21 protein-coding genes are annotated in these 22,121 nt (G+C 54.5%); 19 read left to right on the top strand and 2 right to left on the bottom strand.

All coding sequences use genetic code 11. The features are described 5' to 3' along the window. Positions 1-292 precede the first annotated feature (292 nt). From pgmB to Q9S52_RS01900, 4 genes are all read left to right on the top strand, one after another. Positions 293-958, top strand: coding sequence for a beta-phosphoglucomutase (gene pgmB / locus Q9S52_RS01915; protein ID WP_304707987.1), 666 nt, complete (start codon positions 293-295; stop codon positions 956-958). A 12-nt stretch (positions 959-970) separates the two neighbouring features. Then, entirely contained in the window at positions 971-3,292 is a 2,322-nt protein-coding gene (locus Q9S52_RS01910) for a family 65 glycosyl hydrolase domain-containing protein (RefSeq protein ID WP_304707986.1), read from the top strand. 1 nt (position 3,293) lies between these two features. Then, complete coding sequence (locus Q9S52_RS01905; protein ID WP_304707985.1) at positions 3,294-4,625, top strand: alpha-amylase family glycosyl hydrolase; 1,332 nt, start codon at positions 3,294-3,296, stop codon at positions 4,623-4,625. 563 nt (positions 4,626-5,188) lie between these two features. Next, positions 5,189-6,025, top strand: coding sequence for a pentapeptide repeat-containing protein (locus Q9S52_RS01900; RefSeq protein ID WP_304707984.1), 837 nt, complete (start codon positions 5,189-5,191; stop codon positions 6,023-6,025). Between the two features lie 91 nt (positions 6,026-6,116). Here the strand turns inward: Q9S52_RS01900 and dnaA are convergent, their stop codons facing one another. Further along, positions 6,117-7,526 (bottom strand): chromosomal replication initiator protein DnaA, encoded by a 1,410-nt coding sequence (gene dnaA / locus Q9S52_RS01895; RefSeq protein WP_304707983.1) that lies wholly within the window; start codon positions 7,524-7,526, stop codon positions 6,117-6,119. A gap of 444 nt (positions 7,527-7,970) precedes the next feature. Between dnaA and Q9S52_RS01890 the strand changes: the two genes are divergently transcribed. The 6 genes from Q9S52_RS01890 (at position 7,971) to recA (ending at position 13,665) form a co-directional block, all read left to right on the top strand. Continuing rightward, on the top strand, positions 7,971-9,737 hold the full coding sequence (locus Q9S52_RS01890; RefSeq protein ID WP_304707982.1) for a phospho-sugar mutase: 1,767 nt from the start codon (positions 7,971-7,973) through the stop codon (positions 9,735-9,737). 13 nt (positions 9,738-9,750) lie between these two features. Beyond that, on the top strand, positions 9,751-10,524 hold the full coding sequence (locus Q9S52_RS01885; RefSeq protein WP_304707981.1) for an MBL fold metallo-hydrolase: 774 nt from the start codon (positions 9,751-9,753) through the stop codon (positions 10,522-10,524). 253 nt (positions 10,525-10,777) lie between these two features. Then, complete coding sequence (locus tag Q9S52_RS01880) at positions 10,778-10,927, top strand: hypothetical protein (protein ID WP_297625535.1); 150 nt, start codon at positions 10,778-10,780, stop codon at positions 10,925-10,927. 45 nt (positions 10,928-10,972) lie between these two features. Then, positions 10,973-11,776, top strand: coding sequence for an SDR family oxidoreductase (locus Q9S52_RS01875; protein WP_304707980.1), 804 nt, complete (start codon positions 10,973-10,975; stop codon positions 11,774-11,776). 36 nt (positions 11,777-11,812) lie between these two features. Continuing rightward, the gene (gene bcp, locus Q9S52_RS01870) at positions 11,813-12,277 is read left to right on the top strand and encodes a thioredoxin-dependent thiol peroxidase (protein WP_294591309.1); all 465 of its coding nucleotides are present in this window, start codon (positions 11,813-11,815) and stop codon (positions 12,275-12,277) included. A 317-nt stretch (positions 12,278-12,594) separates the two neighbouring features. Next, on the top strand, positions 12,595-13,665 hold the full coding sequence (gene recA / locus Q9S52_RS01865; protein ID WP_294591307.1) for a recombinase RecA: 1,071 nt from the start codon (positions 12,595-12,597) through the stop codon (positions 13,663-13,665). A gap of 180 nt (positions 13,666-13,845) precedes the next feature. Here recA and Q9S52_RS01860 read toward each other — a convergent pair whose 3' ends face one another. Further along, positions 13,846-13,995 carry a hypothetical protein gene (locus Q9S52_RS01860; protein WP_304707979.1) on the bottom strand — a complete coding sequence of 50 codons (150 nt, stop codon included), beginning with the start codon at positions 13,993-13,995 and terminating at the stop codon, positions 13,846-13,848. 265 nt (positions 13,996-14,260) lie between these two features. On the opposite strand from Q9S52_RS01860, the gene Q9S52_RS01855 reads away from it, so the two are divergent. From Q9S52_RS01855 to Q9S52_RS01815, 9 genes are all read left to right on the top strand, one after another. After that, a complete protein-coding gene (locus Q9S52_RS01855; protein ID WP_294591305.1) occupies positions 14,261-14,860 on the top strand; it encodes a hypothetical protein in 600 nt (199 codons plus the stop codon). Between the two features lie 741 nt (positions 14,861-15,601). Further along, a complete protein-coding gene (locus Q9S52_RS01850) occupies positions 15,602-16,252 on the top strand; it encodes a hypothetical protein (protein ID WP_304707978.1) in 651 nt (216 codons plus the stop codon). 9 nt (positions 16,253-16,261) lie between these two features. Next, a complete protein-coding gene (locus tag Q9S52_RS01845; RefSeq protein ID WP_304707977.1) occupies positions 16,262-16,960 on the top strand; it encodes a hypothetical protein in 699 nt (232 codons plus the stop codon). 203 nt (positions 16,961-17,163) lie between these two features. After that, complete coding sequence (locus tag Q9S52_RS01840; protein WP_370648981.1) at positions 17,164-19,449, top strand: bifunctional (p)ppGpp synthetase/guanosine-3',5'-bis(diphosphate) 3'-pyrophosphohydrolase; 2,286 nt, start codon at positions 17,164-17,166, stop codon at positions 19,447-19,449. 27 nt (positions 19,450-19,476) lie between these two features. Continuing rightward, the gene (locus Q9S52_RS01835) at positions 19,477-19,893 is read left to right on the top strand and encodes a hypothetical protein (protein WP_304707976.1); all 417 of its coding nucleotides are present in this window, start codon (positions 19,477-19,479) and stop codon (positions 19,891-19,893) included. Between the two features lie 34 nt (positions 19,894-19,927). Continuing rightward, a complete protein-coding gene (locus Q9S52_RS01830) occupies positions 19,928-20,314 on the top strand; it encodes an HIT family protein (RefSeq protein ID WP_304707975.1) in 387 nt (128 codons plus the stop codon). Between the two features lie 498 nt (positions 20,315-20,812). Next, entirely contained in the window at positions 20,813-21,331 is a 519-nt protein-coding gene (locus Q9S52_RS01825) for a helix-turn-helix transcriptional regulator (protein WP_304707974.1), read from the top strand. 45 nt (positions 21,332-21,376) lie between these two features. Further along, positions 21,377-21,526 carry a hypothetical protein gene (locus tag Q9S52_RS01820; protein ID WP_304707973.1) on the top strand — a complete coding sequence of 50 codons (150 nt, stop codon included), beginning with the start codon at positions 21,377-21,379 and terminating at the stop codon, positions 21,524-21,526. Between the two features lie 134 nt (positions 21,527-21,660). Beyond that, a complete protein-coding gene (locus tag Q9S52_RS01815) occupies positions 21,661-22,041 on the top strand; it encodes an START-like domain-containing protein (RefSeq protein ID WP_304707972.1) in 381 nt (126 codons plus the stop codon). Positions 22,042-22,121: the final 80 nt, after the last annotated feature.

The following is a 22,121-nucleotide window of genomic DNA, read 5'->3' as shown; positions in this document are numbered from 1 at the left end:
GTAAAACGCCCTATGGGCGTCCGTTTATTCCGAGAGGCAACGCAACTGAAAACCGAAACCGCGATTGAACGCGTGGCCGGGAGAGAGCGCATTCACACCGAAATACAAGTACATGCCCCCGATGTCGTTGACCCCCGAAGACCAACTGTAACCGCTTTCGCAGACACTATACAGCGCCCCGCCGCCCGTACCGCGATAACCCGAATCGCGGAAGCCCGGGGCGGACTGGGGAGGTGAGATTCCGTCTAAAAATTCCTATATTTGACCCAAGGGAGATTCAGAACAACCGAATATGAACATACGAGGAGCGATTTTCGATCTGGACGGTGTGATCGTCGATACGGCGAAATACCATTATCTCGCCTGGCGGCGGCTGGCCGAGGAGCTGGGCTTCGACTTCACCGAGGCGGATAATGAACGGCTCAAGGGGGTCAGTCGGATGCGGTCGCTCAATATCCTGTTGGAGGCGGGCGGTTTCGGGCCCGATGCTTTCTCCGAGGCCAGGAAAGAGGAGATGGCGGCGAGAAAAAACGGATGGTATGTGGAGTATATCTCGCGGATGACACCGCGGGAAATCTTGCCCGGCGTGCTCTCTTTTTTGGAGCAGGTGCGGGCGGACGGGGTGCGGACGGCGCTGGGGTCGGCCAGCAAAAATACAGGTATCATACTCGATCGGCTGAAGATCGGAGCGCTGTTCGATGCGGTGGTGGACGGGACGATGGTGCAGCGGACGAAACCCGATCCGGAGGTCTTTCTGACTTGCGCTTTGATGCTGGGGGGCGGTATTCTGCCGGCGGAGTGCGTCGTATTCGAGGACGCCGAGGCGGGGATCGAGGCGGCGCGTGCGGGAGGGATGCACTGTGTCGGGATCGGCTCGCCGGAAATTTTGCGCGGGGCCGATCGAGTGGTGCCGGGATTTGCGGGGATTTCGTGGAAAGAGATTAAAAAATCAGATTAATACGTTACGGTAATGGGAGAGCGCAGATTGGAAATCGATCCGTGGCGGATCGTCGAGACGGGGTTCGACGCCGCCGACGGGCGGGCGTGTCGGGCGTCGGAGAGTCTTTTCAGCGTGGGGAACGGGGCGATGGGCGGACGGGCCAATTTCGAGGAGTTTTTCAGCGGAGAGTCCTTGCAGGGGAACTATATCGGCGGGGTGTACTATCCGGACAAGACGCGGGTGGGGTGGTGGAAGAACGGCTATCCGGAGTACTTTGCCAAGGTGCTCAACTCGGCGTTCTGGCCGGGGGTGGATCTATATATAGGTGGCGAGCGGCTGGATTTGGCGGCTCCGGGGGCGGTGGTCGGCGATTTTCGGCGCGAACTGGATATGCGGCGGGGGCTGTTGACGCGGGAGTTTACGGTGGTGCTGCCGAAGAGCGGCGTGCGGGTGGCGGTGGAGGCGAGGAGGCTCGTCTCGATGGCGGAACCGGAGTTGGGGGCGGTATCTTATAAACTGACATTGCTGTCGGGGGATAATTTGGCGGTGGCGGCGACGGCGTTTGTCGAGGGCGATGTGCGGAACGAGGATGCCAACTACGACGAAAAATTCTGGGAACTCTCGTCTTTGGATCGGGACGCTCGTGCGTTGACGATGCGGACGCGGAAGACGGGATTCGAGGTGTGTTGGGGGCAGCGGGTGGCGGTCTCTTGTGCGGATCGGAGGCTGAGCGGCGAAAATTTATCGGCGGGAGAGCGGGTGGCGGAGCGTTTCGAAGCGGTTTTGTCGGCGGGGCAATCTGTTGTCATTGAGAAGTTTGTGGGGGTGGCTTCTTCGCTCAATCATCTGGCGGGGGAACTGGCCGATGCGGCGTGCGGAGTGGCGCAACGGGCTCTTGAACACGGGGTTGAGGCGGTTTTGATGGCGCACGAGGCGGCGTGGGCGGAACGGTGGGAGGGGTGTGATGTGGTGATCGGCGGCGACGAGCGGGCGCAACAGGGAATCCGGTTCTGCATTTTCCAGCTGCTTCAGACCTATACGGGGCGGGACAGCCGATTGAACGTCGGGCCGAAAGGGTTTACGGGCGAGAAGTACGGTGGGAGTACCTATTGGGATACGGAGGCGTACTGTCTGCCGTTCTACCTGGCGACGTGCGGCGAGGAGGTGGCGCGACAGCTGCTTCTGTATCGCTACAAACAGCTGCCGCAGGCGATCGAGAATGCCCGCAAGCTGGGATTTTCGGGCGGGGCGGCGCTCTATCCGATGGTGACGATGACGGGCGAGGAGTGTCACAACGAGTGGGAGATCACCTTCGAGGAGATTCACCGGAACGGGGCGATTGCCTATGCGATCTACAATTTCTGTCGCTATACGGGGCGGCAGGACTATCTTTTCGAGGGCGGGGCGGAAGTTTTGATTGGGATTGCGCGGTTCTGGGCCCAGCGGGCTACGTGGTCGGAACCGAAGGGGAGATTCGTGATTCTGGGGGTGACGGGGCCGAACGAGTATGAGAATAATGTCAACAACAACTGGTATACCAACTACTTGGCGGCGTGGTGCCTGAAATATGCGATTGATGCGGTGGGGTATGTCGCGTCCCGTGATCCGAAACACCGGGCGGCGGCGGTTTCGGCGGCCGAGTTGGCGCGGTGGGCGGAGGTGGCGGAGGGGATGTTTTTGCCGGTATGGCCGGAATCGCCGGTGGATAAGGAGGGGATATTCCTGCAACAGGAGGGCTATATGGACAAGGAGCAGGTGATGGCGGAGGATATTCCTGTGAGCGAACGTCCGATCAACCAGCACTGGTCGTGGGATCGGATTCTGCGGAGCTGTTTCATCAAGCAGGCGGATGTGTTGCAGGGGCTTTATTTCTTTCAGGAGTTTTTCGACAGGGATGTCATTGCGCGGAATTTCGACTTCTACGAGCCGCGGACGGTGCATGAATCGTCGCTGTCGCCGTGCGTGCACTCCATTCTGGCCTCTCTGACGGGGCGCGCCGAAAAGGCGTATGAATTGTACCTGCGGACGGCACGGTTGGATTTGGACGACTATAACCGAGAGGTGCACGAGGGGCTGCATATCACGAGTATGGCGGGGTCGTGGCTCTCGGTGGTCGAGGGGTTCGGCGGGGTGCGGGTCGGATGCGACGGCAGGCTGCACATTGCGCCTAAATTGCCGGAGGGGTGGAGTTCGCTGGCGTTTCGGCTGCATTACCGGGGGGCGATTCTGGCGATTCGCGTGGCGGCGGGCGAGGTGGCGGTCTCTTCGGAAAATGGTGTGGCGGCGGAAACGGTGATCGGCGGGGATTGGTATAAAATTGGAAAGGAAGAAATTACAATAAAAATCGGATAGAATGGGGCAGTTGTTGTATCGTTGTCAGTCGCCGGCGTGCAAACGGCATCCGGAGTGGGCTTCGGAGGCGGTGATCTATGAATTGAACGTGCGGCAGTTCTCGCCGGAGGGGACGTTCGGTGCGGTGCGGGCGCAGTTGCCGCGGCTCAGGGATTTGGGGGTCGATATTTTATGGCTGATGCCGATCTACCCGATTGGTGAGGAACGGCGGAAGGGGACGCTGGGCAGTTACTATTCGATTCGGGATTATTGTGCGGTGAATCCGGAGTTCGGGACGTTCGAGGAGTTCCGGGCGTTGGTGGAGGCCATCCACGAGACGGGGATGCGGATTATTTTGGACTGGGTGCCGAACCACACGTCGCGGGATGCGGTGTGGGTGACGGAGCATCCGGAGTGGTACAAGCGCGATCCGGAGACGGGGGAGATCGCTACGCCGTACGACTGGACGGATACGGCGCAGCTGGACTACGACTCTCCGGCGATGCGGCGGGGGATGACGGAGGCGATGCTGTTCTGGCTGCGCGAGACGGCGATCGACGGTTTCCGGGTGGATATGGCGATGCTCGAACCGTTGGCGTTTTGGGAGGCGTGTGTGCCTGAGCTGGAGGCGTTTATGGATGCGCAGTCGCGCGGGTTGTTCATGTTGGCGGAGGCGGAGGGGCCGGAGTTTCACCGGGTGGCGTTCGATGCGACTTATTCGTGGGAGGTGCACCACCTGATGGTGGATATCGCACAGGGCAAGGTGCCGGAACCGGCGTCGGCGTTGCGGGGGAGGCTGCAATACGAGGCGGAGCTGTATCCGCCGGCAGCTCTGCGGATGCGATTTACGTCGAATCACGACGAAAATTCGTGGAACGGATCTGAATTTCAACGCTTCGGGGGGTCGGTGCGGATGATGGCGGCGCTGACTTATCTGTTGCCGGGCATGCCGCTTATTTACAACGGGCAGGAGGCGGGTTCGGATCGGCAGTTGGCTTTCTTCGATAAGGATGGTGTCGATTGGTCGGCTCTCGGAGGCGGGTGGACGGCTTTCTATCAGGAGTTGAATGCTTTGCGGCATTCTCAGGCGGCTTTGCGGGGCGGAATGGAGGGGGGAGATGTGTATGCGATGGATAATTCGTTGTCGAACAGGGTTTTGTCGATCAAACGAAGGGTGGGGGATTCGCTTGTGATGGGGCTCTTCAATCTTTCTGCGGAACACGCGGATTTCGAGGTCTACGATGAAGATTTCAACGGTTCGTTCCGGCAGGTGGGCTCTCCTTCGCTGGCGGAGTTGCGCGGCCATTCGCATTTCTATCTCCCGCCGTGGGGCTTCTTTGTCTATTATCTGTAACCGTTCGATTATCCGTGTTTACCCGGATAGAACCGTACCTTTCTTGAAAGAAAGGTACCCAAAGAACTTTTGCAGAGGTCGTCCCGGTGGGCCGACCACGTGTTCTCTCCGCCTTGTTTCGTTGGGCTGTGATTTTTCCGATGGGCGCGCTTAAAGGTATTTTGCCACATAATAGCGCGCCACACCGGGAAAATCCAGCCCAACCAATCGGGCAGACACGGCCAGCGCATCCCGTAGGGATGCGCTCTAAAGTTTTTCTGGTTCTCTTTGTTCTCAAAGAGAACGGTATCCTCCCGGGCAAGTACAAATAATCGAAGGATTAAAAAAATAAAAAAGGGGATGTTTGAATCCCCTTTTGGCTTTCATTGTACCACACATTCGGCGATTGCTTGCGCAGGCGCGATCGTGTTTTACTATGAAGAAGTGTAATATGTGCTTACTTGCCATCGGTGAGAAGGTCGTGTTGGCTCTTCCAGACCGGTGAGTTGAAGCGTTACCCGATTAGCTACAAACCTCGTGCCAAAAGAGAAATTTGATAGAAATAAAAAATATCGGAAAGGAATATGAAGTCGGATTGTCAGAAGATATGGATGGGAGATTTTGAGGGGAAAGAGGTAAAAATCGGTCGTTCTTTTGATGCGGTTATGGTGTGTCAGTTTCGAGGGGCTGATTTCAGTCGTGGGGGACGGGGAGAACGATGGCGGAACAAGACGTTCAGTGAATGCGACTTTACGGAGGCGGATTTAACCGGGGTGCATGCGTATGGGTGTCGGTTCGAGTGGTGCGATTTTGTGCGGACGAGATTGGCGGAGTTCGGCATGGGGAGCGGGCGGAAACCATCCGTGTATGAACACTGTCTGTTTCAGGAGGTGAAACTGCAGGAGGTTGAACGGTGTGCGTTTATTGATTGTAGGTTTGTCAATTGTGATTTCGAGGGAGTGGATTTCGGGTGGTCGTATTTTAGGGATGTTGTTTTTATGGGAGAGGTTGCGAACTGCGTGTTCGGTGTCGGCGAGGCGACGCGAGGAGGAGAGAGCGATCGTATGGAGGGCGTCTCGTTTGAAGAGGCTGTGTTGCGGGGCGTACGTTTTGGCGGAGGTGTCGGGTTGGATGGAGTCGGGTGGCCGAAGAGGGGCGTGTATGCCTATTTTTCGAATTTCCGGACCCGGTGCGATAGTCTGATCGGGCAGGCGGAGAGCAGATCCGTGGAGAGTGAGGAATTGAAAAGATTTTGGGAAATTTTTGCCAGAGATGAGAGGCAGAGAACGTATTTGATCAATCTGGAGGAGCTGACCGACTCGTTGGGTTTTCAGGAGCGGACGATCCGGTTGATTTGGGATTGTGCCGATTGGATGTTGCTCGATGGGGAAAAATTACCGGCGATGGCGGGCGTGGAATAGCGTGTGCCGGTCTGTAAAAAAGACAACAAAATCCTGAATATTTTGTTGTCTCAAAGATATAGACTGATTCGCGTAATAAATGCGGAATCGATCACCGTAACAGAACCCGTTCGATCTCTTCGACCTGTTGCCGGATAATCTTGTCCGTCTCGATCAAGTTCGGAATCGTTTTGCAAGCATGCAAAACCGTGGCATGGTTCTTTCCCCCCAAAGCCAATCCAATCCCGGAGAGCGGAGTCTTCGTATGCCGTTTGCAGAGGTACATGGCAATCTGTCTCGCCTGTGCCACCTCGCGTGTGCGTTGTGCCGACAAAAGTACAGACTTGTCGATTTTCAATGTAGAGCAGGTCAATTCGATAATGGAATCCACCGTAATCTCCCTCGTCTCGATCTTCACGATGTCCCGCATCACATTTTTGGTCAGCTCCAGCGTAATCTGCTTCCCGAGCAAGCGCGAATGCGCTTCCAATGAGGTCAAAGCCCCTTCGATCTCCCGCACATTGGCTTTGATGTTCTGCGCCAAAAAGTGAATCACCTCCTCGTCCACCTCCAGTCCCATCCGTCCGCACTTGTGGCGGATGATTTCGATTTTAGTCGCCGTATCCGGCACGGTAAGCTGTGCCGACAAACCCCATTTGAATCTGGTAATCAGTCGTTCTTCGATATCCGTCAACTCCACCGGCGGCCGATCCGAAGTGAGAATCAGCTGTTTTCCCAGCATCCTGAGGTGGCTGAATATGTTGAAGAAGATATTTTGCGTCCCCGGCTTCCCCGCGAGTTCCTGAATGTCATCGATAATCAGCACGTCGATCATCTGGTAGAACTGGATGAAGTCGTTGAGTTCCCCTCGCCAAGCCGCGGTCTGGAACTGGCTCTGGAACCGGTTTGCGCTGACATAAAGCACCTTGCACTCCTGATCCCGTTCCTTGATGGCCCATCCGATCGCCTGTGCGATATGGGTCTTCCCGAGACCCGACCCCCCGTAGATAAAGAGCGGGTTGAACGAAGTCTTCCCCGGCGCCACGCTAATGGATATTCCCGCCGATCTGGCCAGCCGGTTGCAGTCTCCTTCGATATGGTTTTCGAAGGTCAGTTCCGGATTGAGCTGCGGATCGACCGTCTCGCGCTTGATCCCCGGAATGATAAACGGGTTCTTGATCGTCGAGGTGTCGGTCTGACTATATAAAGATGCGTTGCTACTATTCCCTCCCCCCTGTTGTCCTTTCGGATGGGCGGTGGGAATGGCGTAGTGCAGCCTGGTTTTCACCCCGAACTCTTCGCGGATAATCGGTCGCAGCATCGAGATGTAGTTCTGCTCGATATACCGCACATGGCCCTGATCCGGCACCCGCACACGGAGATTCTCTCCGTCGAAGCTCAACGGAACCATCGGCTTGAACCATTTGACGAACTCATCGTCCGAGGTCTGACGCTTGATCAGACTCAGACAATGTTGCCAAATGGCGTGATACCGCTCTTCTAAAATCTCGCCCGAAGCCATGAGTGATGAGTGAAAAAAACAGGTCTTTCCGAACAGGGGAATTTCCCCTTTCAGCAGTGCAAAAGTGAGTAATAAATCGGAATAAAAAAAACATCCGGGAGTTGTTTTTTTTGAATGTTTGATTATGCCCGTTTCGGCCTTTTCGACAACCGTTTGGTAATAGCCGATTTAAGGATTAATAGGTGAATTTATTGTAGATGTGAAAATTTTATTCAACTGAAAATCATTCTATTGTTTGATTTTTAAATTCTTTTCTTTTTGGTCTTCAACACATTGGGCGGCGGCGAAAAAATGGCGGCCGGGGCGGCGACGGTTCGGGGTGGATTTCGGGGGTGAAAAGGGTTTTCGAACCGGGGGTTGCGGGTTCGGAGAAAAACGCTAAATTTGTAGGGAGCTAAGGGGAGGTTTCGGGCGAAAACGAAGAATTTTTAAACCCACGATATTATGGAAAATCAGGTAGACAAAACGGTGATCGAACGGGCACAGCAGTGGCTCGACGGCGGATTCGACGAGGCGACCAAGGCGGAGGTGCGCCGGATGATGGAAAACGACCCGAAGGAGTTGACGGAGTCGTTCTATCGGACGCTGGAGTTCGGAACGGGCGGTTTGCGTGGGATTATGGGGGTGGGGACGAATCGGATGAATGTCTACACGGTGGGGATGGCGACGCAGGGGCTGGCGAACTACCTGAAAAAGTCTTTCCCGGGACAGGAAATCAAGGTGGCGGTGGCGCATGACTGTCGGAACAACAGCGACCTGTTTGCCAAGACCACGGCGGATGTCTTTGCTGCCAATGGCTTTACGGTCTATCTGTTCGACGCGCTGCGGCCGACGCCGGAGCTCAGTTTCGCGATCCGCTATTTGGGGTGTATGAGCGGTGTGGTGGTGACGGCGTCGCACAATCCGAAGGAGTACAACGGGTATAAGGCCTATTGGAACGACGGGGCGCAGGTGATTGCGCCGCATGATAAGAATATCATCGACGAGGTGAATAAAATCTCGGACGTGTCGCAGGTCAAATTCTCGGGAGCGGAGGCGGCCGGGGGGCGTATCGTGATGATCGGCGACGAGGTGGATAAGGCTTATCTGGATATGATCGCGGGGTTGTCGGTATCGCCGGAGGCGGTGCGGGCCAATAAAGGGATGGGGATTGTCTATACGCCGATTCACGGGACGGGGGTGCGGCTGGTGCCGGAGTCTCTGGCGCGGTACGGGTTCGAAAATGTGATCCATGTGCCGGAACAGGACGTGAATGACGGGAATTTCCCGACCGTGGTGTCTCCCAATCCGGAGGAGCCGTCGGCGCTGAAGCTGGCGCTGGCCAAGGCGGACGAGACGGGGGCCGATCTGGTGATCGCAACCGACCCGGATGCCGACCGGATCGGGATCGCGGTGCGGCAGTCTTCGCAAGACGGGGGCGGGATGCTGTTGCTCAATGGGAACCAGACGGGGACGTTGCTCACCTATTATTTGCTGGAACGGTGGAAGGAGTTGGGGCGGTTGCATCCGAACGGGGGGAAGGAGTTTGTGGTGAAGACGGTGGTGACCACGGAATTGATAGCACGGATTGCGGCTTCGTTCGGGGTGGAATGCTATGATGTGCTGACGGGCTTCAAGTTCATCGCGGCGGTGATTCGCGAAAACGAGGGTAAGAAACAGTTTATCGGCGGGGGCGAGGAGAGCTACGGCTACTTGGTGGGAGATTCGGTGCGGGACAAGGATGCGGTGGCGAGTGCGTCGATGGTGGCCGAGTGTGCGGCGTGGGCGAAACATACGGGGAAGGGATCGCTGCTGGATTTGCTGAAGGCGATTTACGTGAAGTACGGTTTCTTCAAGGAGGGGCTGGTGTCGGTGGTGCGCAAGGGGAAGGAGGGGCAGGAGGAGATTCGGCAGATGATGGCGGATTTCAGAGCGACTCCGCCGACTTCGCTGGCGGGTTCCCGGGTGGTCGAGGTGCGTGATTACCAGGGGCAGTATAAAATTGTCAATGGCGTGAGGGAGGTGATGGATCATCTGCCGAAGTCGGACGTGTTGCAGTTCGTGACCGAGGATTCGACGATCGTTTCGGTGCGGCCGAGCGGTACGGAACCGAAGATCAAGTTCTACTTCGGGGTGCGGGAGCCGCTCGCGGATGTGGCGGCTTATGATGCGGTGAATGCGCAGCTGGGCGAGAAGATCGAACGCATCAAACGGGAGTTGAAGCTGGTCTGACACTTTTCCACTCATGACGGAACTGACTTTTCTGGGCACCGGCACCTCTCAGGGGGTGCCGATGATCGGATGCCGCTGCGGGGTCTGTGCCTCGTCGGATCGGCGGGATCGGCGGCTGCGGTCGTCGGCGCTGGTGACGGCGGAGAACGGGGCGCGGATCGTGATCGATACGGGGCCGGACTTCAGGTATCAGATGCTCCGGGCCGGGGTGGCGGGGATCGAGGCGATCCTCTACACGCACGGGCATATGGATCATGTGGGAGGGATGGACGATGTGCGGGGGTTCAACTATGCGATGGGGCGGGCGGTGGATGTCTGGTGCGAGCCGCGGGTGGAGGAGACGCTGCGGCGGGTGTTCGACTATGCTTTCGCGGAGCCGAAGTATCCGGGGGTGCCGGAGGTGGTTTTGCATTCGATTCGCTCGACGGACGAGGCGTTCGATGTGCACGGGGTGCGGGTGATGCCGGTGCGGGGGATGCACTATCGGTTGCCGGTATTGGGGTATCGGATCGGGAATATCTGTTATCTGACGGATATGAATGCGATCGAACCGGAGGAGATCGAAAAGTTCAGGGGGGTGGATATCTTGGTGGTCAATGCGTTGCGCAGGGAATCGCACCTCTCGCATTTTACGCTCGACGAGGCGTTGGCGGTGATCGAGGCTGCGAAGCCGGGGCGGGCTTATCTGACCCATGTTTCGCATCAGTTGGGGTTTTATGAACAGGTGAGCCGGGAGTTGCCGGAGGGGGTGTTTTTGGCTTATGATGGGCTGACGGTCAGGGCGTGATTTTGTGTATGGCTTGAGTGCAGCTCCATCCTGTTGGGTAGAGGCTGCCACAGCGAAACGCAGTTTCGCCCGTCCACGGGACGTGGGGCCCGCGCGGCTCTACGAGCCGCAACTGCAATGCCTCATTTACCAACCAACTATCGGTTTCGGCTGTGTGCTCCGGAGGTGGGCCAAAGGCCGAAACCCCCAATGAGGCTGCCGGTAAACTGCCCCGGGCTTCCGTGATCCGGGCAATTATGGGCGATTAGGTGCTTTGGCGAGCGTCGGCGGCACCGGGTACAGTTGGTCGTCGGCGGTCAGCGGGACTAACGGGGTGTTCTTGGACTTCCGCCCGCAGTACCTCAGTTCCAGCTACGTGAACAGCCGTGGCCACGGTTTTCAGTTGCGTTGCCTCTCGGAATAAACGGAACGGAGAAAATACGATTTTTTCAGAAAAACAAAGAGATACATGGATTTCAAAAACAAAGTCGTCGTTGTGACAGGAGCGTCGTCGGGGATCGGAGAGGCGTTGGCCCGGCGGTTTGCAGCTCGGGGAGCGCATGTGGTGGCCGGAGCCCGGACGGCGGACAAACTGGAGGCTATGGTGAGCGGGTTGCCAACGGAGGGGGTTGCCGTGGAGTGCGACGTGACGAGAGAGGAGGATTGTAAACGGCTGATCGATAGGGCGGTGGAACGATTCGGCGGGATCGATGTGCTGGTCAATAATGCGGGTATTTCGATGCGCGCTTTGTTCGACGATGTGGATTTGGACGTGCTGCGCAGGTTGATGGATACCAACTTTTGGGGGGCGGTTTATTGTACGAAATATGCACTGCCTTATATTCAACGCGCTCGGGGAAGTATCGTCGGGATTTCGTCGGTGGCCGGTTTTCACGGGCTGCCGGGACGGACGGGCTATTCGGCGTCGAAGTATGCGATGCACGGCTTGTTGGAGACGGTGCGGATCGAGAACCTGAAAAAAGGGGTGCACGTCTTGATCGTGGCTCCGGGTTTTACGGCGTCGAACGTCCGGTTTGCGGCGCTCACGGCGGACGGGTCGCAGCAGGGAGTGTCGCCGCGCGAAGAGGGGAAGATGATGACGGCAGACGAGGCGGCGCGGCGGATCATCAAGGCGATCGGTCGGCGGAAACGGACGCTCCTGATGGATTTCGACGGAAAAGGGACGCGGATTCTGAAATTTTTTGTGCCGGGGTTGCTGGATAAGATCTATTACCGGCACATGGCGAAAGAACCGGATTCGCCTTTTAAATAGTCGAGCATACGATATATAATAGAAGACCGAGAAAATATGTTGAAAGCGGGAGATAAAGCGCCGGATTTCAAAGCGGCGGATCAGAACGGGAATATTGTATCTTTGTCCGGCCTGTTGGCGGAGGGGAAACGGGTTATTCTCTATTTTTACCCGAAGGACAATACGCCGGGGTGTACGGCCGAGGCGTGCTCGCTCCGGGACGGCTATGCCGAACTTTCGAAACGGGGGTTCGTTGTCGTGGGGGTGAGTGCGGACAGTGTGGCCTCGCATCTGAAATTCAGAGAGAAACACCAGCTTCCGTTCACCTTGCTGGCGGATGCCGACCATGCGATTGCGGAGGCATACGGAACGTGGGGCGAGAAACGTTTTATGGGAAGAACGTACATGGGGATGATTCGGACGACTTTTGTGATTGGGACGGACGGAGTGATCGGGCAGGTGTTCGAAAAGGTGGATACCAAACGCCATTTCGAACAGATAGTGGACGGACTGGGGCAATAGTTTGTTGCTCAGCTTTCGGGTAGAGGCTGCCATTAAAACATCCTGTGGGTGCGTTTATTCCGAGAGGCAACGCAACTGAAGACCGTGGCCTCGATAGTAGGCATAGCTGGAAAGAAGATATTGCATGCTGAAACTTAAATGTAGGCTGTATGTATCGTTTGTTTGGGCAGTCCAGCTGTGTCCATTGCTTCCGGTGCTCCAAAGAAGGCCTGTATCTCGGTTGCGGTAGCCCGGGGCGGGGCGGAAGGGAATCTTCTGAACGGAAGGCTTTTGCTTGAAATGATAAATAAATAGCTGATAATTACATAATAAGAACAATGGCAGAAGAAAAAGAAAAAGCAGCAGCGCCGGCAAAGGCGGCAGCTAAGACGGCAGGGAATAAACGACCGGAAATTCCGGCCGAGAAACTCAAGGTGTTGCAGGCGGCGATGGATAAGTTGGAGAAGGATTTCGGCAAAGGGTCGATTATGCGGATGAGCGACCATGTGGTTGAAGATGTGCCCGTGATCTCGTCCGGGTCGATCGGGTTGGACATCGCTTTGGGGATCGGGGGATATCCGAGAGGGCGGATTGTCGAAATCTATGGGCCGGAGTCGTCGGGGAAGACGACGCTCGCGATCCATGCGATCGCCGAAGCGCAAAAGGCAGGCGGGATTGCCGCATTTATCGATGCGGAACACGCTTTCGACCGTTTTTATGCAGAAAAACTGGGAGTGGACGTCGATAACCTCCTGATTTCGCAGCCGGATAATGGGGAACAGGCGTTGGAGATTGCCGACCACCTGATTCGGTCGAGCGCGATCGATATCGTCGTTATCGACTCGGTGGCGGCGCTGACGCCGAAGTCGGAAATCGAAGGCGATATGGGAGAAGCGAAGGTGGGGTTGCAGGCGCGTTTGATGTCTCAGGCGCTGCGTAAACTCACGGGGAGTATTAGTAAAACCAATACGTTGTGCATCTTTATCAACCAGTTGCGTGATAAGATCGGGGTGGTGTACGGGAATCCGGAAACCACGACCGGGGGGAATGCCTTGAAGTTTTATTCGTCGATTCGGGTGGATGTGCGCAAGGGGACGTCGCTGAAGGATGGCGACGAGGCGATGGGGAATCGCACGAAGGTCAAAATCGTGAAAAACAAAATGGCGCCGCCGTTCAGACGGGCCGAGTTCGACATCGTTTTTGGCGAGGGAATTTCCAAAATCGGTGAAATGATCGACTGGGGGGTGGAGTTCAATATCATCAAGAAGAGCGGCTCCTGGTTCTCGTATGGGGATCGGAAGTTGGCTCAGGGGCGCGAAGCGGTCAAGGCGATTTTGATGGAAGACGCGGAGCTGGCGCAGGAGATCGAAGAAAAGGTGCGTGCAGCTTTGGCGGAGGCGGACAAGTAGTTTGTTATTCATGTTCTTGAAGATTCGAGGGTGTGATTCTCTGACAGAGAATCGCACCCTCGAATCTTACAAGATGTTGGTTGTGTGGGTTTGTGGGCTGTGGTTGTTTGGAGCGAGGCGGTCATTATCACTTTTGGGGGGTCGAGGCTGTCATTTGCCCACCGCGGGCACACGGCCTGTTTATTCCGAGAGGCAACGCAACGGAAAACCGTGGCTACGGTGGTTTGCGGTGCTGGGATTGAGAAGCTGCATACTGAAATTCAAATACAAACCGAGAAGGCCGTTGGCAGTGGCTGACCAATTGAATCCGTCGTTTCCGACACTGACCATATCTCCCGATCGTCCGATACTGCCCCCGTCGCGGAGGCCCGGGGCGGGAAAAACGGGGGATGAGAATGATGAAATGTAGTTCTGAACAGAAAAATCAATATTTTTTGTGATTTTAAAATAATGTAAATCAGATGTTTGTGGATTTTTTGTTTGTGTTTGTTCGGTATGAGTGAAGGGAATGGCACAATAGTTGTTTCTGTAGTTGCAGGCAGGCTCAGGGAGCTGCTGAGAAAAACAATCATTAAAAATAAAAACAGAATACGATATGCGCTCTTCAGTTTTCACTCAGGCAAACGACACGCTGATCAAAAAGGCAAAAAGACAACTCGCCGAAGCGAGCAAATACCTCAATCAGGGGGATGGCGATCGGGCATTCTATCTTTTCAGTTGTTCGGTGGAGAACAGCTGTGGGCGGCTGGAACCGATGCTCAGAAAATATGCGACGCAGACCCATTTTACGGCGGAACAGTTGCAGCGGATCGGTGAACAATCGGATGCGGTGACCGAGTTGTTGCAGGCCATCGAACCGGATGATGAAAAACTGGATGTGCTGTATGATTTTCTGGCGGATTCTGAACGGGAAGTGGATGGGTATCAGCGGTTTCTTTATCGCCAAATGATTCTGAGTTTTATTGCCGGGATTGATAATCGGCCGGTTGCAGCGGCTGGGATGGCTTCGGCGGATCGTTTGGAAAAGGCGTTGGACCTGAAATTTGCGCTGGGAGCCTATCTCGAAACTTTTATCGCTTATCAGGAGTGGTGTCTGAACTTTGCCGAACGGCACGTGGTGTTGCCGGAAGAGATGAGAAGAACGCAACGCGGCGCCCGGTTTCACAAAGGTATGGCGATGGGCGTGAGCGCCTAAAGCGAGAATATTACTCCATCGAAGAGCATATAATTAAGGTATATTCTTGTTTATCAGGCGACCGATCCTTTAAAGGGTCGGTCGCCTTTCTTTTTGCGGGTGGGGGCGACCGGGCGGGTGTGTCGTCCGTTTATTCCGAGAGGCAACGCAATTGAAAACCGTAGGCGCGGTAGTTCGCGTAGCTGGGCCCGAGCCACGTCACAGTGAAATCGACAAATAATCCGTCAGCGTCGTGGATTGAAGACGAGTAACTATATCCATTGCTGCCGCAACCTCTTATTACACCCTCAAAATTTGTACGGCCAGGATCGCGGTAGCCCGGGGCGCGCCCACAGGGCGTTTTGCAGGCCGCCTCTACCCCAATTTGAAGCCAAGGCTGCCCGGTTCGCGTGCCTCTCGTCCCCGTTTTATTCCGAGAGGCAACGCAACTGAAAACCGTAGGCGCGGTCGCTTGCGACGATGTTGAGGTTCTTCGTGCCGAAATGCACGCCTATTCCATTGTTGCCGCTGACGGACGCCGAATAATTGAATCCATTGTTTCCGACGCTGACCAGGGTTCCGCATCCTCCGTTGATCCCCGCGTCGCGGAAGCCCGGGGCGCGATCTGGTTGTTTGTTGGTGTGTTGTTGGTCGATATTTTTAATATTAAAACTCTGGTTTTTTTTTTTTTTTGATTTTTGCGGTGGATTTTAAATGGATTCTTTTATCTTTGTAGGTGAGGGTATGGGAGGTGGAAAAACAATGGAGGATTACAGGATGAAGTCTTTGCTTTTGTTGGTGTTTCTGGGTGCCGGAATCGTCGGGGCGAGGGCGGCGGATCTCGTCAAGGGGCGGGTGTACCTGAAAAACGGAACGGTGGTGGAGTGTACGGGAAACGATCGGATAGAGCTGCCCAAACGGTCGGGGCGGTTGAAAATTTGGCGCGATGCTTTCCTCAAGACTAAAGATAAGGAGTGGATAGAACCGGAGGAGATCGATTCGATAGTCTGCTGGCACGTTCGGACGCCGGAACATCCCCGGCGATTCGTTTATGCGGAGCGGCCGGGATGGATGTGGGTCTATTTTACGACGCCGTATATGCAGGCGTGCGTCTATGCGAGGAAGGGATATGGGATCGATACGAACGGCGGAATACAGGTGTGGCAGCGGATACGGATTTTCAGCCGGTCGAGGGTTGCTTATTTTCTGAGAAAGTCGGGCGAGGAGGGGTTCGAGGATGTGGGTGGGGCTAACCGGAGGGCGAAGGATCGATTCCGGGAGCGGCTCGCACAATATGTCGAGGATGATCCGGAGCTGGCCCAACGAATTCTCCGGTCGAGTACCGGGCGGGGGAAAACGGTGTCGATGCTGAGAGACTATTGTCCGATAATAAACCTGATGTCCAACGAATAAAGTATGCTTATGAAACGATTTATGCTATTTGCAGCGCTCTCGCTGGTGGCGTCGGGCGTTGATTTTCCGGAGGCGGCGGCCAAGAAAACGCAGGATCAGGAGTATCGACGCGTGGTGGTGACGCTTACGTCGGGCGACCGTGTCGAGGGGTATGTGCACCGCGGGTGGCATGCCGAGTCGTCGATGTTCAAAAAGGAGAACTATTCGTTCAAGCTCACGGAGACGCCGGATGCAAAGGAGAAAGAGCCGGTTAAATATACGGCCGAGGAGGTCGAGAGCGTCGAATATGTCGAGAAGACCGAAGGCAATCCGGACGGAATCCGGTGGGAGGCGCATCCGCTGGCGGCGCCCAGTATTGCCGATCGTTATCGTACGCTTCGGAGGTTGGTTTGCGTGAACAAGGAGGGGGAGAATGCCACCGCCTATTGGTGGAAGATATGGACGTTCGAGCAGACGGGAAATATTCAGCGGCGGGTGCTGAAGACCATGTACGGCGTCCGTTTTCACGATGATCCGGAGGGGATCGTTTATCCGTATATGTTCGTCAACACGGTATTGATGGACAAGCAGTATCCGGGATTGAAAGAGTTCTGCAAAAAGTGGTTCAAGGGGCCCGAAGGGAAGGTGCACAAGAAGGAGGCCAAGGAGGACGATGCGTGGGTGCTGGATATGTACGATGCCTATCTGGCGCAGCAGAAGGAGCAGTAGGGGGTGGGCTTTGATGGGTTGATTTCCATTTGTTTATAGTAATTGGAGACAGTGCCGTGTCGCTCAGTTCTTGTCCGGTCGGACGGAATGGGCGGTGCGGCTTTTTTAATGAAGAGGAGGGTAGGCGGATGGAGCGTTTTTTCGGAGAAAAGTGACATCTTTTGCGAAAAAATCGTATCTTAGAGTGGTGAAAACGATCCAATATGGCTGATTCTACCCCGATTCCGGCCGAGGCGACGGTGCCTGCGGCCGACAGTTATGACAAGAAGGACGAATGGATGGTGCAACAGCAGTTCGACGAGCTGTTGGAGTGCTGTGCGGCGATCTGTAAGAACGAGGAGGATTACGACCGAATCCGGAGCGCGTTCTATTTTGCCAACGAGGCGCACCGAGGGGTCAGGAGGAAGTCGGGGGAACCGTATATCACGCATCCGCTGGCGGTGGCGCGGATCGTGGTGACGGAGATCGGGCTGGGGGTCAAGTCGGTGCAGGCGGCGCTGCTGCACGATGTGGTCGAGGATACGGACTATACGGTGGAGGATATCGAACACCGGTTCGGACGGACGGTGGCGACGCTGGTGGACGGGCTCACGAAGCTGGCGGGGGCGTTCGCGCAGGATATTTCGAGTCAGGCCGAAAATTTCAAAAAGATGATACTCACGCTCTCGGACGATATCCGGGTGTGTCTGATCAAGATCGCCGACCGGCTCCACAACATGCGGACGCTGGGCTCGATGCCGAAGCACAAGCAGATGAAAATCGCTTCGGAGACGATCTATCTCTTTGCTCCGCTGGCACATCGGCTGGGGCTGTATCTCATCAAAACGGAGTTCGAGGATTTGAGTCTGAAGTACCGCTTTGCGGACGAGTACAACCAGATCAGCCAGAAACTGGCCGATACGGAGGTACAGCGGTTGCAGTTCCTCGAAAAATTCAACCCGCCGATCATCGAAAAACTCAAGGAAAACAACATCGAGTTCGAGATTTCGGGGAGGGTGAAGTCGGTCTATTCGATCTGGAAGAAGATGAAACGGAAGCAGGTTTCGTTCGAGGAGATTTACGACCTGTTCGCCATCCGGATCGTTTTCAAACCCTCGCCGCTGATTCCTGAAAAATCGCAGTGCTGGCACCTCTATTCGCTCATTACCGATATCTATAAACCGAAACCGGACCGGATTCGGGACTGGGTCAACATTCCGAAGGCCAATGGGTATGAGGCGCTGCACTGTACGGTGATGGGGCCGGAGGGGGTGTGGGCCGAGGTGCAGATCCGGTCGGAGCGGATGAACGAGATTGCGGAGCGGGGATTCGCTGCGCATTGGAAATATAAGGCGGACGGGGCGGTGGCCGAGACCGACAAACGGAGCGAACGGGAGTTCGATCAATGGCTCGCGAAGCTCAGAGAGGCGCTCAATAGCCCGGCGGATGATGCGGTCGAGTTCATGGATAACTTCAAGATGAACTTGCAGGTCTCTGAAATCGTGGTCTTTACGCCGAGCGGCGAGGCGAGGACGATGCCGAAAGGGGCGACAGTGCTGGACTTTGCATACGACATTCACTCGAAAATCGGGAATCGTGCCATCGGGGCGAAGGTCAATTATAAAATTACGCCGCTCTATGCGGAGATCCATTCGGGGGATCAGATCGAGATTTTGACGTCGCAAAGTGCTTACCCTCAGGTCGAATGGCTCGACCATATCACGACGGCGAAGGCGAGGGGGTATATCAAACAGTTCCTCAAACGAGACGGGGAGAATAATATCCGGCGGGGGCAGGAGCTTTTCGAGGCGGAGATGAAGAAACTCGGCGTGCCGTTGCAGGCGCGGGTCTTTCGGAAGGTCTTGCCGGCCTATCACTCTTCCAACAAGGACGAGTTTTACAGCAAATTGGGGGCGGGAATCATTTCGATCGACGGGCTGGATAAGATTCTGAAGCAGAATGCGGCGAGCAAGTTGATGAAATACTGGACGTTGCAGTTTCCGAATCCGTTCCGTTTTCTGGGCGGGGGAGCGTCGGAGGGGGGACATCGGGAGGAGGAGACGGCGGGGGACGGAGAGGAGTATCGGTATGTGATGGCGGAGTGCTGCAATCCGATTCCGGGAGACGAGGTGGTAGGGTTTAAAGGGGAGGACGGAACGGTGGAGGTGCATAAGAAAAATTGTCACCGGGCGGTGAAGTTGTCGGCGCAACATGGAGAACGGATCGTGCCGGCCAAGTGGTCGAGCGAAAAGGTGATGTCGTATCTGGCGGTGATCGAGGTGAGGGGGATCGACCGGCTGGGGATTCTGTACGACTTGGCGAAGATTATCAGCGGAGAGTTGAATATCAATATCCGGGAGTTGCATGTGCACAGCCATGACGGAATTTTCGAGGGGACGATCAGCCTCTATGTGCGGAACAGCGAAGACCTGAAACTGATTATGGATAAGGTGAAGGCGATCAAGGGGGTCGAAAAGGTGCATCGGACGGAGGCTTCGATGGTGGACTGAGAGCTTGGGGTTTGAAAAAAGATTTTTATGGATACGATTGAAATCATCCAAATTGTACTGGTGGCGGTGGCTATTTTGGTGGGTGCCTCGTGGAATGCGGTGGGGGGAAAGAGCAAACGGACAAGAAAAGAGATCGAGCCGGCGCGGCGCATAGAGCGGAGAATGGTGTCGGAAAGGCGTCAAGAAGAGTCTGGACAGTGGAAGCTCGAGCAGCAACGGGAGTTGGAGCGTCAGGAGGAGTTGAAACGGGCGGTGGCGAGAGCGGAGGCGCGTCCGGTGTCTGTTTCGATGGCGGTTTCGGAGCTTGCGGATGGGGGCGGTGAGTTGAATAGGGGAGCAGAAACGCTGGAGATGCAGCGGGAGGAAGAAAGTTTTGTGGCGGTGGATTTGAAAACGATGATTATTGCGAGCGAATTGCTCAGACCGAAATACGAGGAGTACTAACATTCGATTTAACATAATTAAACTCAAATAAATCATGTCTACGATCTTCAGCAAGATCATCGGGGGAGAAATCCCGAGTTTCAAGGTGGCGGAGGATGAGCGGCATTATGCTTTTCTGGACATCAATCCGTTGGCGGAGGGACACACGCTGGTGGTGCCGAAACGGGAGGTGGACTATCTGTTCGATTTGCCGGAGGAGGAATTGAAGGAGTTGATGGCTTTTGCACGGCGGGTAGCAATTCGATTGCGGGAGGTGATGCCGTGTCGGCGGATCGGAATGGCGGTGATCGGACTCGATGTGCCGCATGCGCATATCCATCTGGTGCCGATCAACGAGGGAGGCGATTTGGATTTCAGTCGACCGAAATTGAAACTGACGCCGGAGGAGTTTCAGGCGATTCAGACAAAAATCCAGTTTTAGACTTCCGGGGATTGTGAGTTCCGTTTGCCACTCATAGAGGCGAACGGGTTTAGTTTTAGCCTTAGCTTTTTGCTAAGGCTTTTTTTGTCGGTTGTATAGTCATGGCGAGCTCGTTTCGAGCTCGCCATTTTTGTTTTTATACCCTCAAAAGGGATTACAGATGTGGAAATATGAGTTGTAAATGTATATGTCACAGTGGAAATTAGGCTGCATTATTTTTGTGTAATAAATATGATATTCAGATTATTATGTATTTTTAATTCAAGCATTGGTTTTATGTTTGTTTGCTGATACAGGCCATAAAATGTCTTAAGGGTGTTCGTCTTCTGTATGTAGTTTATTTAGTATGCTGTATTTTAGTGCGTTGTGAATTTTATATAAACTCAATTTTTTGATTTTATTTTCTCTTGTCGTGGAGGGCAGTAAATAAATCAAGGAGGGTGTCGAGGGAGTTTACAAGGAAGTATTATCTTTGTAAATGCGCTAAATGTTACGAATATGAAAGAAAGATTGGCTCAATTCCTCAAATTAGAGGGGCTTACAGCTGTAAAGTTCGCGGAGATTATGGAGGTGCAACCCTCCAGCATATCGCACTTATTAGCCGGTAGAAACAAGCCGAATTTTGAGTTTATCTCCCGAATGCTGCTCCGTTTTCCCGAGTTGAATCCGGATTGGGTGATCAATGGACTGGGAGAGATGTATAAATCCGTAAATACTCCCAAGAATGATTTGTTTACCAATGTAAATAAAGAGAACATTACAGAAGTAAATCAAGGGAAAATAGAAGAGAAAGCGAGTGTAGTTACTGGTGTAAACGACAAGCAAGATGCAGATAATCATAGTAATATAACACACATAGAGCCAGCAAAACAGTCAATTACAGATGTAAACTATAAAATTATGGCGGATATACCACGGGAGGATTTATCGCACTCGGAAAAAGAGGCTCCGAAAAAAATCGCGCGGGTCATTATCTTTTTTGCGGATGGTACGCTGGAGGATTATCGCCCCGATTAAATCGAAAAAATCGCAGTTAGTTATGTTAAATAATTTGGGCGGTAGATGGTTTTAATGATGTCTCTTTATTTAATTGTTATTTATATTATGTTAAATAATGGTGGGGATAATTTAGGTGTGAAGGCTCAAACCAGCCCTGTCGCTGCAATTGGATTCGTTGGCCGAACACGATTCCACGGTGCGCAAACCGGATAAAATGACGCTCGTGGAGGCGGATGTTTCCGAAACCGGGCAATGGGGAAATTCGACGATACGTTATAGGTTTTTAGGGAAAGATTCGCTATTTTGCGAAAAACCTTCTCGATCGACTCCTCTATATGCCTGCTGTTATGAAGAAAAAAATTGTCTTGGAATATCCTTTTTCCTGTACGCCCGGTTCGCTCTACCGGGCGATTACTACCCCGCTGGGGCTCGGTAGCTGGTTTGCAGACCGGGTCGAGGTGACGGGAGAGCGTTATGTATTTTTCTGGAACAAAACGACTCAGACGGCTCGGATGGTGCGCCAGAAACCGAATGTCTCGGTGAGGTACGAGTGGCTGGACGAGGAGGGCCATGAATTCGAATTCCGTTTGTCGCACCAGGAGCTGACGGGGGATTTGATGCTGACGGTCATCGATTTTGCGGAGGAGGCGGAGGTGGAGGATTGCCGCACGCTCTGGAATGCGCAGGTCGAGAAGTTGAAACGGGCGATCGGTTGTCCGAAAAAATGATAAATTTGTACTCTTAATTGTCTGTCCGCTCTTTGGCGCGATTCTACGGGGGAGAAGGTACGTCATGGAGGGAATTGACG

Source organism: uncultured Rikenella sp. (genome assembly GCF_948810725.1).
GTDB lineage: Bacteria > Bacteroidota > Bacteroidia > Bacteroidales > Rikenellaceae > Rikenella.
This window is presented reverse-complemented; position numbering and strand designations above follow the sequence as displayed.